The organism is Salinisphaera japonica YTM-1, assembly GCF_003788585.1.
Taxonomy (GTDB): Bacteria; Pseudomonadota; Gammaproteobacteria; order Nevskiales; family Salinisphaeraceae; genus Salinisphaera; species Salinisphaera japonica.
Genome location: NZ_AYKG01000045.1, coordinates 20,436 through 35,650, shown reverse-complemented (window position 1 = coordinate 35,650; position 15,215 = coordinate 20,436). Strand labels below are relative to the sequence as shown.

At 56.4% G+C, this 15,215-nt stretch carries 16 protein-coding genes and 3 tRNA genes; 15 read left to right on the top strand and 4 right to left on the bottom strand.

All coding sequences use genetic code 11. From position 1 onward, the window contains the following. From SAJA_RS12335 to SAJA_RS12320, 4 genes are all read left to right on the top strand, one after another. Positions 1-669, top strand: a complete 669-nt coding sequence (locus SAJA_RS12335) for an alanyl-tRNA editing protein (protein WP_123658974.1) — start codon at positions 1-3, stop codon at positions 667-669. Continuing rightward, positions 647-1,399, top strand: a complete 753-nt coding sequence (locus tag SAJA_RS12330) for a thioesterase II family protein (protein ID WP_123658973.1) — start codon at positions 647-649, stop codon at positions 1,397-1,399. Before SAJA_RS12335 ends, SAJA_RS12330 begins: the two co-directional genes overlap by 23 nt. Positions 1,400-1,675: 276 nt before the next feature. Continuing rightward, positions 1,676-2,125 (top strand): hypothetical protein, encoded by a 450-nt coding sequence (locus SAJA_RS12325; protein ID WP_123658972.1) that lies wholly within the window; start codon positions 1,676-1,678, stop codon positions 2,123-2,125. A 193-nt stretch (positions 2,126-2,318) separates the two neighbouring features. After that, a complete protein-coding gene (locus tag SAJA_RS12320; protein ID WP_123658971.1) occupies positions 2,319-3,521 on the top strand; it encodes a Fic family protein in 1,203 nt (400 codons plus the stop codon). Between the two features lie 145 nt (positions 3,522-3,666). On the opposite strand, the gene SAJA_RS12315 is transcribed toward SAJA_RS12320, so the two are convergent. From SAJA_RS12315 to SAJA_RS12305, 3 genes are read right to left on the bottom strand one after another with little or no spacing between them, the layout of a single operon-like run. Further along, positions 3,667-4,422 carry a methyltransferase domain-containing protein gene (locus SAJA_RS12315; protein ID WP_123658970.1) on the bottom strand — a complete coding sequence of 252 codons (756 nt, stop codon included), beginning with the start codon at positions 4,420-4,422 and terminating at the stop codon, positions 3,667-3,669. 12 nt (positions 4,423-4,434) lie between these two features. Further along, positions 4,435-5,322, bottom strand: a complete 888-nt coding sequence (locus tag SAJA_RS12310; RefSeq protein ID WP_123658969.1) for a DMT family transporter — start codon at positions 5,320-5,322, stop codon at positions 4,435-4,437. Beyond that, a complete protein-coding gene (locus tag SAJA_RS12305) occupies positions 5,319-6,131 on the bottom strand; it encodes a hypothetical protein (RefSeq protein WP_123658968.1) in 813 nt (270 codons plus the stop codon). The genes SAJA_RS12310 and SAJA_RS12305 overlap by 4 nt, the downstream gene beginning before the upstream one ends. Before the next feature lie 418 nt (positions 6,132-6,549). Between SAJA_RS12305 and SAJA_RS12300 the strand changes: the two genes are divergently transcribed. The 5 genes from SAJA_RS12300 to SAJA_RS12280 all read left to right on the top strand — a co-directional run bounded on the left by SAJA_RS12300 (position 6,550) and on the right by SAJA_RS12280 (position 9,817). Further along, the gene (locus tag SAJA_RS12300; RefSeq protein ID WP_123658967.1) at positions 6,550-7,218 is read left to right on the top strand and encodes an SOS response-associated peptidase; all 669 of its coding nucleotides are present in this window, start codon (positions 6,550-6,552) and stop codon (positions 7,216-7,218) included. Beyond that, positions 7,215-7,856: a hypothetical protein gene (locus SAJA_RS12295; protein ID WP_123658966.1), complete on the top strand. Its 642-nt coding sequence runs from the start codon at positions 7,215-7,217 to the stop codon at positions 7,854-7,856. The genes SAJA_RS12300 and SAJA_RS12295 overlap by 4 nt, the downstream gene beginning before the upstream one ends. 169 nt (positions 7,857-8,025) lie before the next feature. Next, complete coding sequence (locus tag SAJA_RS15240) at positions 8,026-8,307, top strand: thermonuclease family protein (RefSeq protein WP_342777553.1); 282 nt, start codon at positions 8,026-8,028, stop codon at positions 8,305-8,307. A 155-nt stretch (positions 8,308-8,462) separates the two neighbouring features. Then, entirely contained in the window at positions 8,463-8,990 is a 528-nt protein-coding gene (locus tag SAJA_RS12285; RefSeq protein ID WP_123658965.1) for a Panacea domain-containing protein, read from the top strand. Positions 8,991-9,466: 476 nt separating this feature from the next. Beyond that, positions 9,467-9,817 carry a hypothetical protein gene (locus SAJA_RS12280; protein WP_184999869.1) on the top strand — a complete coding sequence of 117 codons (351 nt, stop codon included), beginning with the start codon at positions 9,467-9,469 and terminating at the stop codon, positions 9,815-9,817. Between the two features lie 105 nt (positions 9,818-9,922). Here the strand turns inward: SAJA_RS12280 and SAJA_RS12275 are convergent. Beyond that, positions 9,923-9,997: transfer RNA gene (locus tag SAJA_RS12275), tRNA-Val, on the bottom strand. Between the two features lie 113 nt (positions 9,998-10,110). Here SAJA_RS12275 and SAJA_RS12270 point away from each other — a divergent pair. The 6 genes from SAJA_RS12270 to aspS all read left to right on the top strand — a co-directional run bounded on the left by SAJA_RS12270 (position 10,111) and on the right by aspS (position 15,213). Then, positions 10,111-11,193 carry a DegT/DnrJ/EryC1/StrS family aminotransferase gene (locus SAJA_RS12270; protein ID WP_123658964.1) on the top strand — a complete coding sequence of 361 codons (1,083 nt, stop codon included), beginning with the start codon at positions 10,111-10,113 and terminating at the stop codon, positions 11,191-11,193. Between the two features lie 62 nt (positions 11,194-11,255). Continuing rightward, a tRNA-Ala gene (locus SAJA_RS12265) sits at positions 11,256-11,331 on the top strand. A gap of 7 nt (positions 11,332-11,338) precedes the next feature. Further along, positions 11,339-11,414 (top strand) — tRNA-Glu (locus SAJA_RS12260). Positions 11,415-11,557: 143 nt separating this feature from the next. Continuing rightward, positions 11,558-12,907: a UDP-glucose dehydrogenase family protein gene (locus SAJA_RS12255; protein ID WP_123658963.1), complete on the top strand. Its 1,350-nt coding sequence runs from the start codon at positions 11,558-11,560 to the stop codon at positions 12,905-12,907. Between the two features lie 77 nt (positions 12,908-12,984). After that, positions 12,985-13,332: an FmdB family zinc ribbon protein gene (locus SAJA_RS12250; RefSeq protein ID WP_123658962.1), complete on the top strand. Its 348-nt coding sequence runs from the start codon at positions 12,985-12,987 to the stop codon at positions 13,330-13,332. Between the two features lie 87 nt (positions 13,333-13,419). Further along, the gene (gene aspS, locus SAJA_RS12245) at positions 13,420-15,213 is read left to right on the top strand and encodes an aspartate--tRNA ligase (RefSeq protein WP_123659046.1); all 1,794 of its coding nucleotides are present in this window, start codon (positions 13,420-13,422) and stop codon (positions 15,211-15,213) included. The last annotated feature ends 2 nt before the right edge of the window (positions 15,214-15,215 follow it).

Genomic DNA, 15,215 nt, shown 5'->3' with positions numbered 1-15,215 from the left:
ATGGTCGAGCAATCACACCTGTTCCTCGACGATACCTATCTATTGTCGATCGATACCCGGTTCGAGTCTCGCGCGTTAGGCTCGGACCGGGTCTCAATTATTCCTGCCGACAACATCGTTCACGCTCAAGGTGGCGGCCAGCCATCGGACGACGTCACGGTGAACGACGTACCGGCTGAAGTCGTAAAAGAAGCCGGGCGTGTCGCACTCTTGGTCCCGGCCGACCGGGCGCACGGTTTTATCGATGAGCACAGGGTGACGATACGCGTCGATCGAGACACGCGCTTGCGTCACGCCGCTCTGCATACCTTTGGGCATATCATTGCCAACGTGCTTGATGAGCACGGCTGGTTCGCCAAGAAAGCGAACCATTTTCCGAGCGAAGCTCGAATCGAGTTCACGCGGAAAGACCCGTCGAACATGACAGATTGGTCGGATATTGAAGACGACGTGAAGAGCCGGTTGTCCCAGGTGCTGTCCCAGCGGCTTCCGGTACACGTGCGTCAAGACAAAAAGACATCCTTCGTGCAGGTCGGAGACTTACCCGAGTTTCCGTGCGCCGGAACGCACGTCAGGGATACCGGATGCCTGGCGACATACGAAATCATCAGTACGAAAATCAAGAAGGGCGTGCTCAAAGTTCGCTATGACGCTAAGCACACCGAGTGAACCCCTTGTTGTATTCTTTCCGCCGGCTGGCGGAACGGCGAGCAGCTGCGGGCCGTTTTCGAGGTCAGCAGAAGACGTACTTGACGTGTCTGTCATCAACTACGAATTGCCGGGGCGAGGCCGTCGTATGCACGAGCCACTCTTGCACTCGATTGATGACGTCGTGGACGACTTCGCCTGGTATATCGAGCACTTTGCCGATGCAGGTCCCAGGCGACTGATCTATGTCGGCCATAGTTTCGGCTGTTACGTCGCCTGGGCCGTCCAATCCGCGGCACTGCGTCGGGCTCAGTTGTCGAGCCTGGAAGCAGAACTACTCGTTCTTGCTTGTAATACGCCTCTCCACCTTCGCGAGAATCTGCTCGGGGAAACAGAGTTCGACAAAGACAGCCTTCAATCAAGTAGACATGAGTGGGCGTTGTCCTACTTGGTTCGTTTGAACGCGATACCAGCCCCGATTCTGAGAGATAGGCGGATGCTCAACATCGTGGTCGACGCCTTTCTTGCTGATATCACGGTTGCCGATGGGTTGTCGTTCTCATGCACCGAGCTGCAGATCAGTTCGCCGATCATATCGATCAGCGCTCGTGATGACCAGGCGACGAGCGAACACGAGCGCTGGCGTGAAATGACGACCGGACGTACTGACCATGTCGTTGTCAGCGGCGGACATTTTCCTGCCTATGACGATCTGGTCCCTCTGTGGCGCCAGATTTCGCATCGACTGTAACCACCCTCGCTTATGCAATACCGTCGTATCGACCAGGCATCGGCCGGACGAAGGGTGGTGCGAAAAGCCGCTCTAGCTTAGAGCCCGATGCTCTATATTGGAATATGAAGCTGGATACCGCTCTGTCATCGGTCTTCATTCAGAGCTTAAAGAGACATCGCCAACGGTATCCGGCGAGAAGGACGCCGTAGAGGCGGCTAATTGTTCGGTCGGACAAAGACGCTGCGGCGCAAACATCAGACAACGCCTTCAACTTAAATAGACGCGAGGAGAACCATGGACGCAACATCAGGAAACAGAAATCCGAGCGAGCCTCTTACGACAGTTGGCGAACTACGGGATGAACTGCAGCAATACAACGACAAAATGCCACTGGCTCAAGCGATTCAAACATATGTCAAACGCTCGGATGACCTCGCATCGACCAGTGTCGCTGTAGTGCCTGCAACGGACACACTCTATCCAGAAGCTGAAGCACGCGACGCCGAGGACAGAGGTGAACTATACCTGCATGAAGTTGGCCACGTTAATGAGCAGGGATTTCGGCTATGGCGTATGTTGATGCCGAAAGACTTGGAGCGGCTGGGCTATGACTTGGAAGACCCTGAAGATAGACGGTATCTCTTCGAGAGCGACGATCTGGAAGATGTAACGTTCAAAAACGGCAGCGAGGTATGCGACCAGGATCTCGAGCAGTATAGAGAGGCGTTGGACCGTGCCGAGTAATGCCCTGTCATCGAAACCGGCAAATAAACCGGCATATGAACCGGCACGAAATGCGCGTTTAGAGCCGACAACTTGATAAAGGCATATGGTGTTTGCTTGTAACGGCGGCCTATAACGATCATAGACACAAGATTTACAACCGGCATTCGGACCGGCACAATAGCTGTACAAGCTGCCCGCTAGATTGCGACTCGTGGATCTGTCGTACGGAATGGCGCCGTTCTTCCCATCGGACCCAGAGGGCGAGCTGCACGCCAAAGCTTTTCGTCTCACGCAACTGTCAAGCGAGCTGAATGGAATTGCGGCTCCCCAAACCCGAGCTGCGGTGTCGCGGATGCTCAGCGGGGTGAATGCGTACTACTCAAACCAGATCGAAGGTCAGGGTACGCACCCCATAAACATCGAACGCGCTGTGCAAAGCGGCCTGAACGAGATTGACCCCGATGTCCGTATCACTCTTGCCTTACGTGAAGCCCGCAACAAACTAGCGGACTACAGAGAGGTAGAAGGTGCGGATATACCCCACATAACAGATCCGGACTTTATACGATCCATCCACCGAGTCATTTTCAGTGACCTGCCAGATCTTGAACTCCGGGCGCATGCTCCTGATGGCACGTTTTCTGAACCCATCATTCCTGGACAATGGCGAACAAAAGACGTTCAAGTTGGCAAACATGTGGCGATAGATCATCGCGAGCTCGAGAGCACGATGAGGTGCTTCGACAGTCACTACCGACTGAACCAACCATGTCTACGCGGCGAAATGGGTCTAATCGCCGCGGCCGCAAGCCACCACAGGCTCGCTCATGTTCATCCCTTTCTCGACGGGAACGGCCGGGTCACACGGCTGTTTACCGAACTCTACCTCGAGCGTGTCCTCGGCGAACCTTTGCACTGGAGCCTGTCTCGCGGTTTAGCGCGACATCGTAACCTGTACTACAGCGCATTGCGCGAGGGCGACATGGCTCGCGAAAATTCATACGCGTCTCGCGGACCCCGCAGCGATAATGGCCTTTTCAACTTCTGCAACTTCTTCCTAGACCAGTGCCTGGATCAGTCCACCTATATGGGTAAGTTATTGTCGTTCGAGACGTACAAGAGGCGTGTCGAGATCCTCGTGAGGCAAGCCTGCGACGGCGGATTGGACGATGTCGCTATATTAGATCCACGAGCTGAAAACGTTCTAAAGACGATCTATGTCGAGGGCGAGCTGTCACGGAGCGAGGCCGGCCGGCACACTGGCTACCAAGAACGTCGGGCGAGAGATGTGATCCGTCAGCTGATCAATGAGGGCTTGCTCGAAACCGAAGGAGCACGCGGCAGCGTAAGACCCGGCTTTCCCGCAAAGTATATAGAGTATCTGTTTCCAAAGCTCGCAGGTGCAGCAATTTAGGATAAGACTCCCAATCGGTCACGACGACACTTTAGAGCCTTATCACGAATTACTCCTGTCCTCTACAAAAAAGCAATCAGTTCCGTTAACTGAGAATCGTTGGTAGTTCAAAACTAGACGATGGGAAAGAGATTCGACGGAACGTTTAAGCTTTTTGACCTACGATATAGTCGTAGAAGATTGGATTCCCATCGACGTTCTCCCGGTGAAAGATGCGGCCTCGTGTGGGATTCAGTATGCTTCCGGAAGCGATGAGTTGGGTTATCCACTCGTTCAGCGCGATGCATTCCGGATCTGGATCGTTAGGTTTGACGTGAAAGACGAACCAGCCCTGATCGGACAAGTGATCGAAGGCGGCTTGAAAGCCGGCAACGGGGATATGGTTGCCCCAACCAGTTGCTGATGCAACCGCCACACAGTTCGGTGATAAGTCTTTGATTCGCTCTGCTACGTGTCGGTCAAGTCTTGTTAGGTCGCATATTAGGTAGTCGTCATAGACGCCGGGTCTATCGCGCTCAGCTGCGCTTCGAGCTTCCTCGTGTATATCAAGGCCTACAAGGCGCTCGACTATGAAGTTGCGTCGACGAATCTGCTCGGCGAACGCGCCGCTCCCGGCGCCGATCTCGAGCATACGGATAGAACCGTTGAACGCTGATGCCTCAAGACAAACTTCGACCACTTTTGCGAGAAGCGCTGGCGTACGGCAGCCCAGCATTCCGAACATCATCGCGTCGTACAGCCCTGGCACGCGATACATCGATGGGTAATCGTGCATCTTAAAGTTTGTGCGCGTCCCATCCACGATAGCCGAAAATCCTTCAGCACTCTGGCAAGCCCGAGAATTCGCACTAATTTGAGGCTGGATTTCCATGTCTCGACAAATACCATTGTAATCAAGCATAAAGGTTGCCTTTTAGTTTGAAATACTTTCGCTACTTTCCGATTTAGATCCGACCGTCTGTTGCCAGCCGATCGCGGCACAACTCGTTATCACGAGCATCGCCCCTACGAGGGCGATCGCACTGAGGTGTGAGCCGGTCACCCATAGCAACAATGACGAGGTGACTGGCGTGAGGTAGCCAAGAACTGCGATATGCCCGCTCGAATCACGGATCATCGCCAGAGACCAGAGGAGGTAACCGAGCCCCATCGGGCCCGCACCCAAGTAAAGTCCAGCCATCAGCTCCGTTGCGGAACGATAGTCGAAGCCGGTTTTCGCCACCCAGATCAGGCAACCCAGGACTCCGATCGTTGCAGCTGGCAGAAGTACGTCTCTTGGCTCTGCCTCGATAGAGCCCACCAAGTATGAATAGCTCGCCATGCAGATCGCGGAAATTGCTGCCGCGGAATAACCGATTGGACTGAATACGGCTGAAGCAGACGCAATACCCGAGACCATGCTCACCCCCACAAACCCAAGTACTGCGCTGGTCAGAAGAAAGAACGAGCTGGAAGATTGTCCGAGCAAAACATGGCTGATGGCCAGTAACAGAGGCCAGCTATAAGCAATGATGTTCGCCTGAATCACAGGCGCGGTCGCGAACGCGATGTACTGGAAGACCATCGTGCCAACCAAACCCAGGACTCCAGTCACAGCGCCTCGAAGCCGAACTCCCGCGGCTGGCGTTGGGCCTTTTCTTTTCAAGAAAAAGAACACCAGCATCGCACCGATGAACTGGAGCAACTGCACGTTCGAGAGCTGATTCGTTTCAAGAAGCCAGTGGGCGACCGTGGCGTTGGTCGACCAGAACGCGATCGCGCACAGAGCAAGACCAGCACCATTTAAAAAATGGGACTTCACGAGCCGTGTGCCAAGTCTTTTTCGCGCTTCGTGCTTCTTTCTTCGAATGCGCGATATGCCGGCAATTGGTTGTCGTAAACATCGGCTCGAATTTCATCGACCCAGTTCGACTGATCGTGGTCGTTGTCGGCAGCGAGATAGAAAAGCCGGTTGTCATCCACCCACGGCATCACTCTCGACCGCAAATTCAGTACGAGTGTGGTACGCGTCCCCTGGGTTATAGGTGCCGTACGATGAAGTACGCCGAGGAACTGACCCACGGTGCTATATCCGAGTCTATGTTGGAAAGGTTCGATTTTTTCGGGATCGAGCGTCGCACCTGAGTTCAGAAAGGCACGGCCTTCGTCGGGGTTACCGCGATAGACTTGCAGGTGACCACCTTGCAGATCATCACTGAGAGATAGGGGGATCAATTCCGTCACGGGCACGCCATCGCCGTGCCACGAGACCGAGCCATCAGTGGGGCCCATGAAGGTGACCGTCGAACTCACTACAGAGAACGGGTAAGGCTCGACGGGGGTTCCGATCACCTCGCTTAGATATCGAAGCCGATCGCTGTCGCGTATCAATTCGCCGATTTCAGGAATGAAGCGATCGGCGCCTGTGATAAACGTCAGGTCGAGATGCTTATGAATTGCGTGCGTTTCCTTGAGAGCCAGAGCCTTCTTCTCAATCTTCAGTAGAAGATCCGGATCATAGTTGTGCTCGAATTGAGCGAGCCCGAATGGAGAGATGTTCCAGGCCGATTCGTAACCTAGAATGTCTTTGCGCGGGAGTTGAACATCGGGGCTAGCTGGGTAGTTACGCATGACTGTGTGTCTGATGAAACGGACGCAGTCAGTTACTCACCTAATTTCAACTCGGTCCATCGACAATTTCTGAAGTATGATTAAGAAGTTCTAATAGCGGACCCGGGCAAATCCAATCGCAGGCCAGAAGTGTCTAATGGACCCGCGCAAGTCCATTTCTTGATAATAATATGCAAGCTAATTTCCAGCGTCAGGGGTTGCCAGCCAGACGTATCGCGTGCCGACCTCGATTTAGTTAGCGAGGCTCGTCAAGTAGAGCGATTCAGGGTTGTGAGGTGCCGACAGTGAGAAAAGAAAGCAGCTATCAGCACCTCTAAGTACTCTCAGCGAACTCCTAATTTTTACATTCGACTCCTATCGTAAATGGGGAGTGATGGTGTAGCCGTCAAAACAACCCGGCTTTCAGATAATTGTCGACATGTGTGGAAGATACGGCAGAACCAGCGCGGCCGAGGCCTTCGCCAAGGTCATCGATGCGATGGTTTCACCCAAGCTCGACGATACGCCCGGCTACAACCGGCCACCCGGCACGTTCCAGGCCGTGGGCCTGGTGCGCCCGGACACCGGCGAGACCACCATCGGGCCGGCGTGGTGGGGGTTCATTCCGAATTGGGCGAGCGACGATAAGCTGTCACCGATCAATGCGCGATCGGAGACGGCCGCCGACAAGAAACTGTTCGCCCGGGCGTTTGCTCGCCAGCGCTGTCTGATCGCTCTCGACTACTGGATCGAATGGCAGCGAGGCGAGGGTGGCAAGCAACCGTATGCCATCCGGCCGGCGGGCGGGCATCCGTTCTTTCTTGCGGGCATTTGGTCGAAGGCGGCCAAGCTGCCCGAGGACCACGCCGCGGCCGGTCACGTGACCTTCGCCATCCTGACCGGCCAGCCGAACCCGGATATTGCCCATATCCATAATCGCCAGCCCCAGGTCCTGACGGCCAAGGCGGCGCGGGCCTGGATCGATCCCGACGGCGAGCATTTGGACGATATACTGACCGATGGCCAGCATACCAACTATGAAAGCTGGCCGATTGCCAAGCGGGCGGGGAAATCAAGTAAGAATGATAAAGGCGTACTTACAGCATGACCAGTCGATTAGATAAATACGAAGAGTTTTACAAGTTTAGGGGGCATTTCAAAGAGCGTGTTGAGCTTTTATCTAAGAGATATGGCATCTTTTCTGATTTAAGCAGTCATTATAATTTTTTCATTAAGCCTTTTGGGGTTGTGGACAGGATCAAGAACTCACCCGAAACGAAAACTTGCAGCGCCAATTTTGGTCAAAAGCCTTTTGATGAGATCGTCACCTTCGATCATCGCGTCGGTAAGCCATCAAGACGTTTGCTGGTTGAAAACGGAGGGACTTTGCATTACGCAAGAGGCGATAATGGAGCTGTAATTTGTTTTCTTTATCCTGCAACTTCTGAAAATACGCGACCGATAGAAGATTTTATTATTTTAGGTCTATTTTCGAAAGCGTCGAAAATACATGATTTGAGACTTCGACTTCATTTTAAGTGTTTCGTGTCTTATATGATCTGCACAAGCCTCGATTTTCGACCAACTTTTAAGGACCGGCTTTTAGTTTTTGCCTTACGTTACGTTTGCGTAACCGTTAAAGATGGAGAAATGCAGCCAAGGAAGTCCTCTGAATCTTTCAGAAAGATTGCCGAACTCGTTGTAACTGTCGGGGCGAGCGGTTGGCTTCTGCATCTGATCACATAGACCCGGAGAAAACTTTCTGATGCAAAAAACGGCGAGCATCTCAGCGATCTTGGTGGCTCTTTTGTGCCCCGTCGCCCAAGCCACAGACTACGGCTCGGCCACCGTCGAACGTGTCACCAGTATTTACGACGGCGATACGTTCCGGGCAGACATTGCCGGTTAGCCGCCGATCATCGGTGAGCGCATACCTATAAGAGTCCGCGGCGCCAACACGCCCGAGATGCGCGGCCAGTGCCAGGCCGAGAAGGACAAGGCACGCCAGGCGAAACAGTTCACGGTCGCCAAGCTGCGCGGCGCTCAATCGATACGCCTGGAGCATCTGGGCCGTGATAAGTATTTCAGGATCGATTCCAACGTCGTTGTGGATGGCCGCGATCTGGGCCAGATGCTGATCGGGGCGGGCCTTGCTCGGCCTTACGATGGTGGGACACGCAAGAGCTGGTGTCGTTGAACCGTCGTGATCGTGTCACCAACATGCGACGGCGAAGTTGTAACCTGCTAACCTGACAACAATTAACTAAACCAGAAGCAAGCACTAACTCAATAGTTGATTTCTATAGAGCAGTGTCTTTTATTCCCACATAGAGCTGTCACTCAGGAGGGTATGTGCCAGTTCCTTATACTCCGTTAGCGATCGCGAATACTTTTATTCAAAAATTTTCGCACGAGTCAGACGGTATAGAGCATATGAAGCTGCAAAAGCTCGTTTATTGCTCTTATGGATGGTGGCTTGTTGGAAAAAACCAGGACCAACAGCCTTTATGCTTGGAAGGTCCACAAGTTTGGGCTTACGGACCCGTCTTCCAGTCCCTCTATCATATATTCAAAGTTTTCGGGCACCAGAAAATTAAGGCCCCGAAGTCGGGCAGTCCGTTCGAGGAAATTAGTGTTGTCGACCAAGACGACCGATTAATTGAGTCGCTCATTGATTGGATCTGGACGAGATATGGGCATCTTTCTGGTCTAGCTCTATCTGAAATGACGCACAAGCCGGGCACACCCTGGCAGCGTGTCGTACAGGAATACAATTACCGTGTGCCAGACGGTCTCGTGATTCCAGATCGCTATATTTTTGACGAATTCCAAGGCCTACTTGACTCTTACCGTTCTCGCGAGACTGCGGCCACATCGTGAGTTCGAAAAGGGCCGACGATTCAGCGGGCTATGGTCCGGCGGCAGTGTCTGAAGGGCGCTCAGCGTTCATGGATGTCCCGCAAGATACTTCGGCGCGGAAAGAATACGGGACTTTTGACCCTCCAGGCCCTTCCGAGATGGAAAGGGTTAAAACGCAGGGTTTAAGAGAAAGCAATTTGAACATTCGCGTAAACCGCAAATTGCGGTGGAAATACGCGAGGTGGGTTTTTTGTTACATGGTTGCTTACACCACCGTTGTCGGGGTTCTGGTAGTTCTCGACGCGTGGTCTGTCCGCGGATTTGACCTCTCAGATTCAGTGCTCATTACAATTTCTGGATCAACGGCTGTCAGTGCAATCGGCTTGGTGCTCGCCGTTACTAAAGGGTTGTTTCAAAGCTAGAAACTGTACTCATATACAGTTACGATCGGCGCTATGCCGAACCCCGGACAACCGCCACCAGACCAATACTGGCCCTTGCCTGACGATCTACGCTTGCATGAGTGGCGCGTGGGCCACGCCGAGGACGTCCGGCGTATGCGGCTGGAGAAGTACATCGACGGCGAGTGGCGTACGGCCGGCCCCTATGTATCCGGGCCAAATACCGTGCAGCTGATGGGCGAGATCGTGAAGGCCTACCAGAATGTAGCTCAGATGATCGAAGACCGGTACCGACATCCCGGCGTCGAGCGGATCGAGGACGGCTGCCCTAAGTGCGGATCGAAAGCCCCGCGGCTGGTACTGATCGGTTATTCAGTGGGCTTTGAATGTCGCAGCTGCCAGGACAAGGCCAAGATGGCGCGGTACAAGGTGCCGAGGGCTTTTTAGGACTCGCGCGCGCCCGAGCTGTTCCCGAATCGTTTTCAATATCCGTACGGCGATCCGTACGACATAAAAAAGGGCCAGGCGAATCGCCTAAGCCCCTGATTTTATTGGTGGGCGGTACTAGATTCGAACTAGTGACCCCTGCCGTGTGAAGGCAGTGCTCTACCACTGAGCTAACCGCCCGAGCGCCGAGATTCTAGCGAGGCCGGCGTCTGCGGTCAACGCATTCAGTCGAGGGTTTGTTCGAGCGATGTTATTCTTCGCTGATTCACGCCGGCCACAGGCATTGCCACGCCATGCAGTTGATCGATCTTCAGGCACAGTATCGTCGCATCAAGGATGAGGTGGATGCCGGCATTCATCGCGTTCTGGATCACGGCAAGTACGTCATGGGCCCGGAAGTCGAGACGCTCGAACAGCGCTTGGCCGACTATGCCGGTGTCGAGCACTGCGTCGCGTTGGCCAGTGGCACGGACGCGTTGCTGGTAGCGATGATGGCGCTGGATATCGGGCCGGGCGACGAGGTCATCACCACGCCGTTCACCTTCATCGCCACGGGCGAGATGATCGGGCTGTTGGGTGCCACGCCGGTATTCGTGGATATTGATGCCGATACCTATAACCTCGACGCCGAGTTGATCGAGGAGAAAATCAACGAGCGCACGAAGGCGATCGTGCCGGTTAGCCTGTTTGGCCAGATGGCGGACATGGCGCGTATCAACGATATCGGTGAGCGCCACGCTATCCCGGTGATCGAGGATGCGGCCCAGAGCTTCGGCGCTACGTTCAGTGGCATGCGCTCCTGTGGCGCCTCGGGTATCGCGGCGACCTCATTCTTCCCGGCCAAGCCGTTGGGTTGCTACGGCGATGGCGGGGCGGCCTTCACCCATGACGGCGCGCTGGCCGAAAAGATGCGCCAGCTGCGCAATCACGGCCAGACAGCGCCGTATCATCACCCGATGCTGGGTATTAACGGGCGTCTGGACACGATGCAGGCGGCGGTTCTGTTGGCCAAGCTGGATGTCTTCGACGATGAAGTCGCACGTCGTGAACAGGTGGCGGCCCGTTACCACGAGGCCCTGGCAGATTACGTGAAAACGCCCTATGTCGACCCGCGCTGCACCAGCGTGTATGCGCAGTACACGATTCAGGTCGATGACCGCGATCAGGTGAGAGCGGCCTTGAACGAGGCAGGCATTCCCAGTGCGGTTTATTACCCGGTGCCGTTGAATCGACAGCCGGCGCTTTACTCGGATGTGCCGATTCCGAAATCCGAGCACGCTGCCGAGCGTGTTTTGAGTATTCCGATGCATCCCTACCTCTCGGAATCCGATCAGGATCAAGTCATCGAGGCGTTGAAGAAAGCGATTACAAATTAATTGCTTCGAGGTGTTGGCAAACCCGAAATCGATCCCTATAATGCGCAGCTCCTAGAGTCATAGGGGCCATAGCTCAGCTGGGAGAGCGCAACACTGGCAGTGTTGAGGTCGGCGGTTCGAGCCCGCCTGGCTCCACCAAATCGACGTCCCCATCGTCTAGAGGCCTAGGACACTGCCCTTTCACGGCAGCGACAGGGGTTCGAATCCCCTTGGGGACGCCATAATAGAAGCCGCCGGTCGATGATCGGCGGCTTTTTTTTGGTCGCCGTGCGGCAATCGGCTCGCGAGCGCCGCACCGGCCACGCATAATCGTCGGCCATCGTCGACGAAACATAATCGAGCATAGACAAGGAGCAGGGCGGACATGCGGATCACGATTTTCGGTACAGGCTATGTCGGACTCGTCACCGGGGCCTGTCTGGCCTCCAGCGGCAACGACGTGCTTTGTGTCGACGTCGATGCCGACAAGATCGCGCGACTGAAGCAGGGCGAGATTCCAATCTACGAGCCGGGCCTGGAAACGCTGGTCGCCGAAAATACCGCCGCTGGCCGTCTGTCGTTCACCACCGATGCCGGCCAGGCCGTGGCCCACGGCACACTGCAATTCATCGCCGTGGGCACGCCGCCCGATGAAGACGGCAGCGCGGATCTGAAATATGTGCTCAAGGTCGCTGAGACGATCGGCCAGCACATGACCGATTATCGACTGGTCATCACCAAATCCACCGTGCCCGTGGGCACTTCGGACAAGGTGCGACAGGCGCTGGCCGGTGTGCTGGCCGAGCGCGGTTCGACAGTCGATTTCGATGTCGCCTCGAACCCCGAATTCTTGAAGGAAGGGGCGGCGATCGATGACTTCATGAAGCCTGATCGCGTGGTCGTGGGCGTGGATACTGAACGTGCGGCCGATCATCTACGCGCGCTCTACGCGCCGTTCAACCGCCAGCACGATCGGACCATGGTCATGGATATTCGCTCGGCCGAGCTGACCAAGTACGCGGCCAATATCATGCTGGCCACCAAGATCAGCCTGATGAACGAGCTTTCACAGGTCGCCGATCGCCTGGACGCCGATATCGAGCAGGTCCGCAAGGCGATCGGGGCCGATCATCGTATTGGCTACCACTTCATCTATCCGGGCTGTGGTTTCGGTGGCTCGTGCTTCCCCAAAGACGTGCGGGCACTGGCCCATACCGCGGCCAAGATCGGCTACGACACCGAGATCATCAACGCGGTCGAGCGTGTCAACGATCGCCAGAAAACCATTCTCTTCGACAAGCTGCACGCGCACTTCAAGGGCGAGCTGGCGGGTAAGACCGTTGCGCTGTGGGGATTGGCCTTCAAGCCGAACACCGACGACATGCGCGAGGCGCCCGCCTGCACGCTAATGGAGGCGCTGTGGGCCGCGGGGGCCAAGGTTCGGGCCTATGATCCCGAAGCGATGGACGAAACGGCGCGCATCTACGGCGAGCGTGATGATCTGGTCTTCTGCAAGCACGGCGAAGACGCGGCCACCGGCGCCGATGCGCTGGTGCTGGTCACCGAATGGCAGGTGTTCCGCACGCCGGATTTCAAGGCGCTGTCGGAACTGATGCGCGAACGCGTGCTCGTCGACGGGCGCAATATTTATAAGCCGTCATATGTGGCTTCGGCCGGTTTTGCTTACTACGGCATCGGCCGCTCGGCGGCCTCCGGGGCGACGCGCGCGGTCTGATCGGTCGATCTGGCGCCGCGCGCGCAATCGACTAAAATACGTCGCGTTCTGGAATGGGTTAAATCAACGGAGCCCGTATGCCGATTTATGAATATGTCTGTCAGGACTGTGGCGAAGCCATCGAGAAGCTGCAAAAGCTCTCGGATGAGCCACTCACCGATTGCCCGGCCTGCGACCAGGCCACCCTCAAGCGCAAAGTGTCGGCCGCGGGTTTTCGTCTATCCGGCGGTGGTTGGTACGAAACCGATTTCAAATCCAAGGGCCAGCGTAATCTCACGGGCAAGGGCGAGAGCACATCGGATTCGGGCGCAAGTGATAAAACCGACAGCGGCGCTAGCGCCAAGAGCGAGGCGCCGGCCAGCTCGACCAAGAGTGAGAGCGCCAAGCCAGCCGCCAAGCCCAAATCGACCGGTAACAGCGACTAACCCTGCGATGCGTCTCGGCTACCGAGGCGCCCGCGCTCCTTGATAGACTCTGCGTCTTTTGCGCAGCGACCAAAGGCATTGGCCATGATGCGATCCCATTACAGCGGCGACGTGAACGCCGCCGCTATCGATCAAGAAATCACCGTCTGTGGCTGGGTCCATCGACGCCGCGATCATGGCGGGGTGATCTTCATCGACCTGCGTGATCGCTCCGGGCTGATCCAGACCGTGTTCGATCCTGACGAGGCCGCCACGTTCGGGGCCGCGGAAAAACTGCGCAACGAATACGTCATCAAGGCCACGGGCCGCGTTCGGGCGCGTCCGAACGGCACAGTGAACAAGAACCTGGACTCGGGCGAGATCGAGGTCTATATCACTGATCTCGACGTTCTGAACGCCTCGGAAACGCCGCCGCTGCAGCTCGACGAAACCGAGGGCGTGGGTGATGCCGCCCGTCTTCGGTATCGCTACGTGGAACTGCGCAAGCCGCGCATGCAGCGCCATATGCAGCTGCGGGCACAGGTCACGCGTGCGGTACGCAAGTCGCTGGATGATCTGGGCTTTCTGGATATCGAAACGCCGATTCTCACGCGGGCCACACCGGAAGGCGCGCGCGACTATCTCGTGCCTAGCCGTACGCAGCCGGGCCATTTCTTCGCCTTGCCGCAGTCGCCGCAGCTGTTCAAGCAGCTGTTGATGGTCTCGGGCATGGATCGCTACTACCAGATCGCGCGCTGTTTCCGCGACGAGGACCTGCGCGCCGATCGCCAGCCCGAATTCACCCAGATCGATATCGAAGCCTCGTTCGTCGACGCCGACGACATCATGGAGCTCAACGAGCGCATGATTCGGCAGCTGTTTGCCGACGTCATGGGCGAAACATTGCCTGATCCGTTCCCGCGCATGGCCTACGTCGAGGCCATGCGACGCTTCGGCTCTGACAAGCCGGATCTGCGCATCGATCTTGAGCTGGTGGATATCGCCGATCTCGTGGCCGATGCCGAGTTCAAGGTGTTCTCCGGCCCGGCCAATTCCGACAGCGGGCGCGTGGCCGTGCTACGTGTGCCGGGCGGGGCCAGCCTGACGCGCAAGCAGATCGACGACTACACCGATTTCGTTGGCCGCTACGGTGCGAAAGGCTTGGCCTACGTCAAGATTGCCGACGTGGCCGCCGGGCGCGAGGGCATGAATTCGCCGATCCTCAAGTTCCTGTCGGATGACGCCGTGGCCGGCATCGTCGAGCGCACGCACGCCGAAGATGGCGATCTGCTGTTCTTTGGCGCTGACAAGACCAGCGTGGTCAACGACGCCTTGGGCGCGCTGCGCGTTCGCCTGGGGCACGATCTGGGCCGGGTTGCCGACGGGTGGGCTCCGCTGTGGGTCGTCGACTGGCCGATGTTCGAATACGACGAAGCCACCAAACGCTGGTACGCCGCACATCACCCGTTCACAGCCCCCGCGGTCGATGATCCGGAAGCGCTGAAGGCCGCGCCCCACGAGGCGATGGCCAAGGCTTACGACATGGTCTTGAACGGCTCGGAGATCGGCGGTGGCTCGGTGCGTATCCATTCGCCGGCGATGCAGCAGGCCGCCTTCGATGTGCTGGGTATCTCGCGAGAAGACGCTGAAGAGAAGTTCGGCTTCCTGCTCGAGGCGCTGAAGTTCGGGGCGCCGCCGCATGCCGGTATCGCTTTCGGCCTGGACCGATTGGTCATGCTGATGGCCGGGGCCGACTCGATTCGCGAAGTCATCGCGTTTCCCAAGACCCAAACCGCCACCGATCTGCTCACCGGCGCACCCGGCGTGGCCGATACGGCTCAGCTGCGCGAACTCGGTATCCGGCTGCGCGCTCAGCCCAAGACGGAGGACACCGGCGAGTAAAC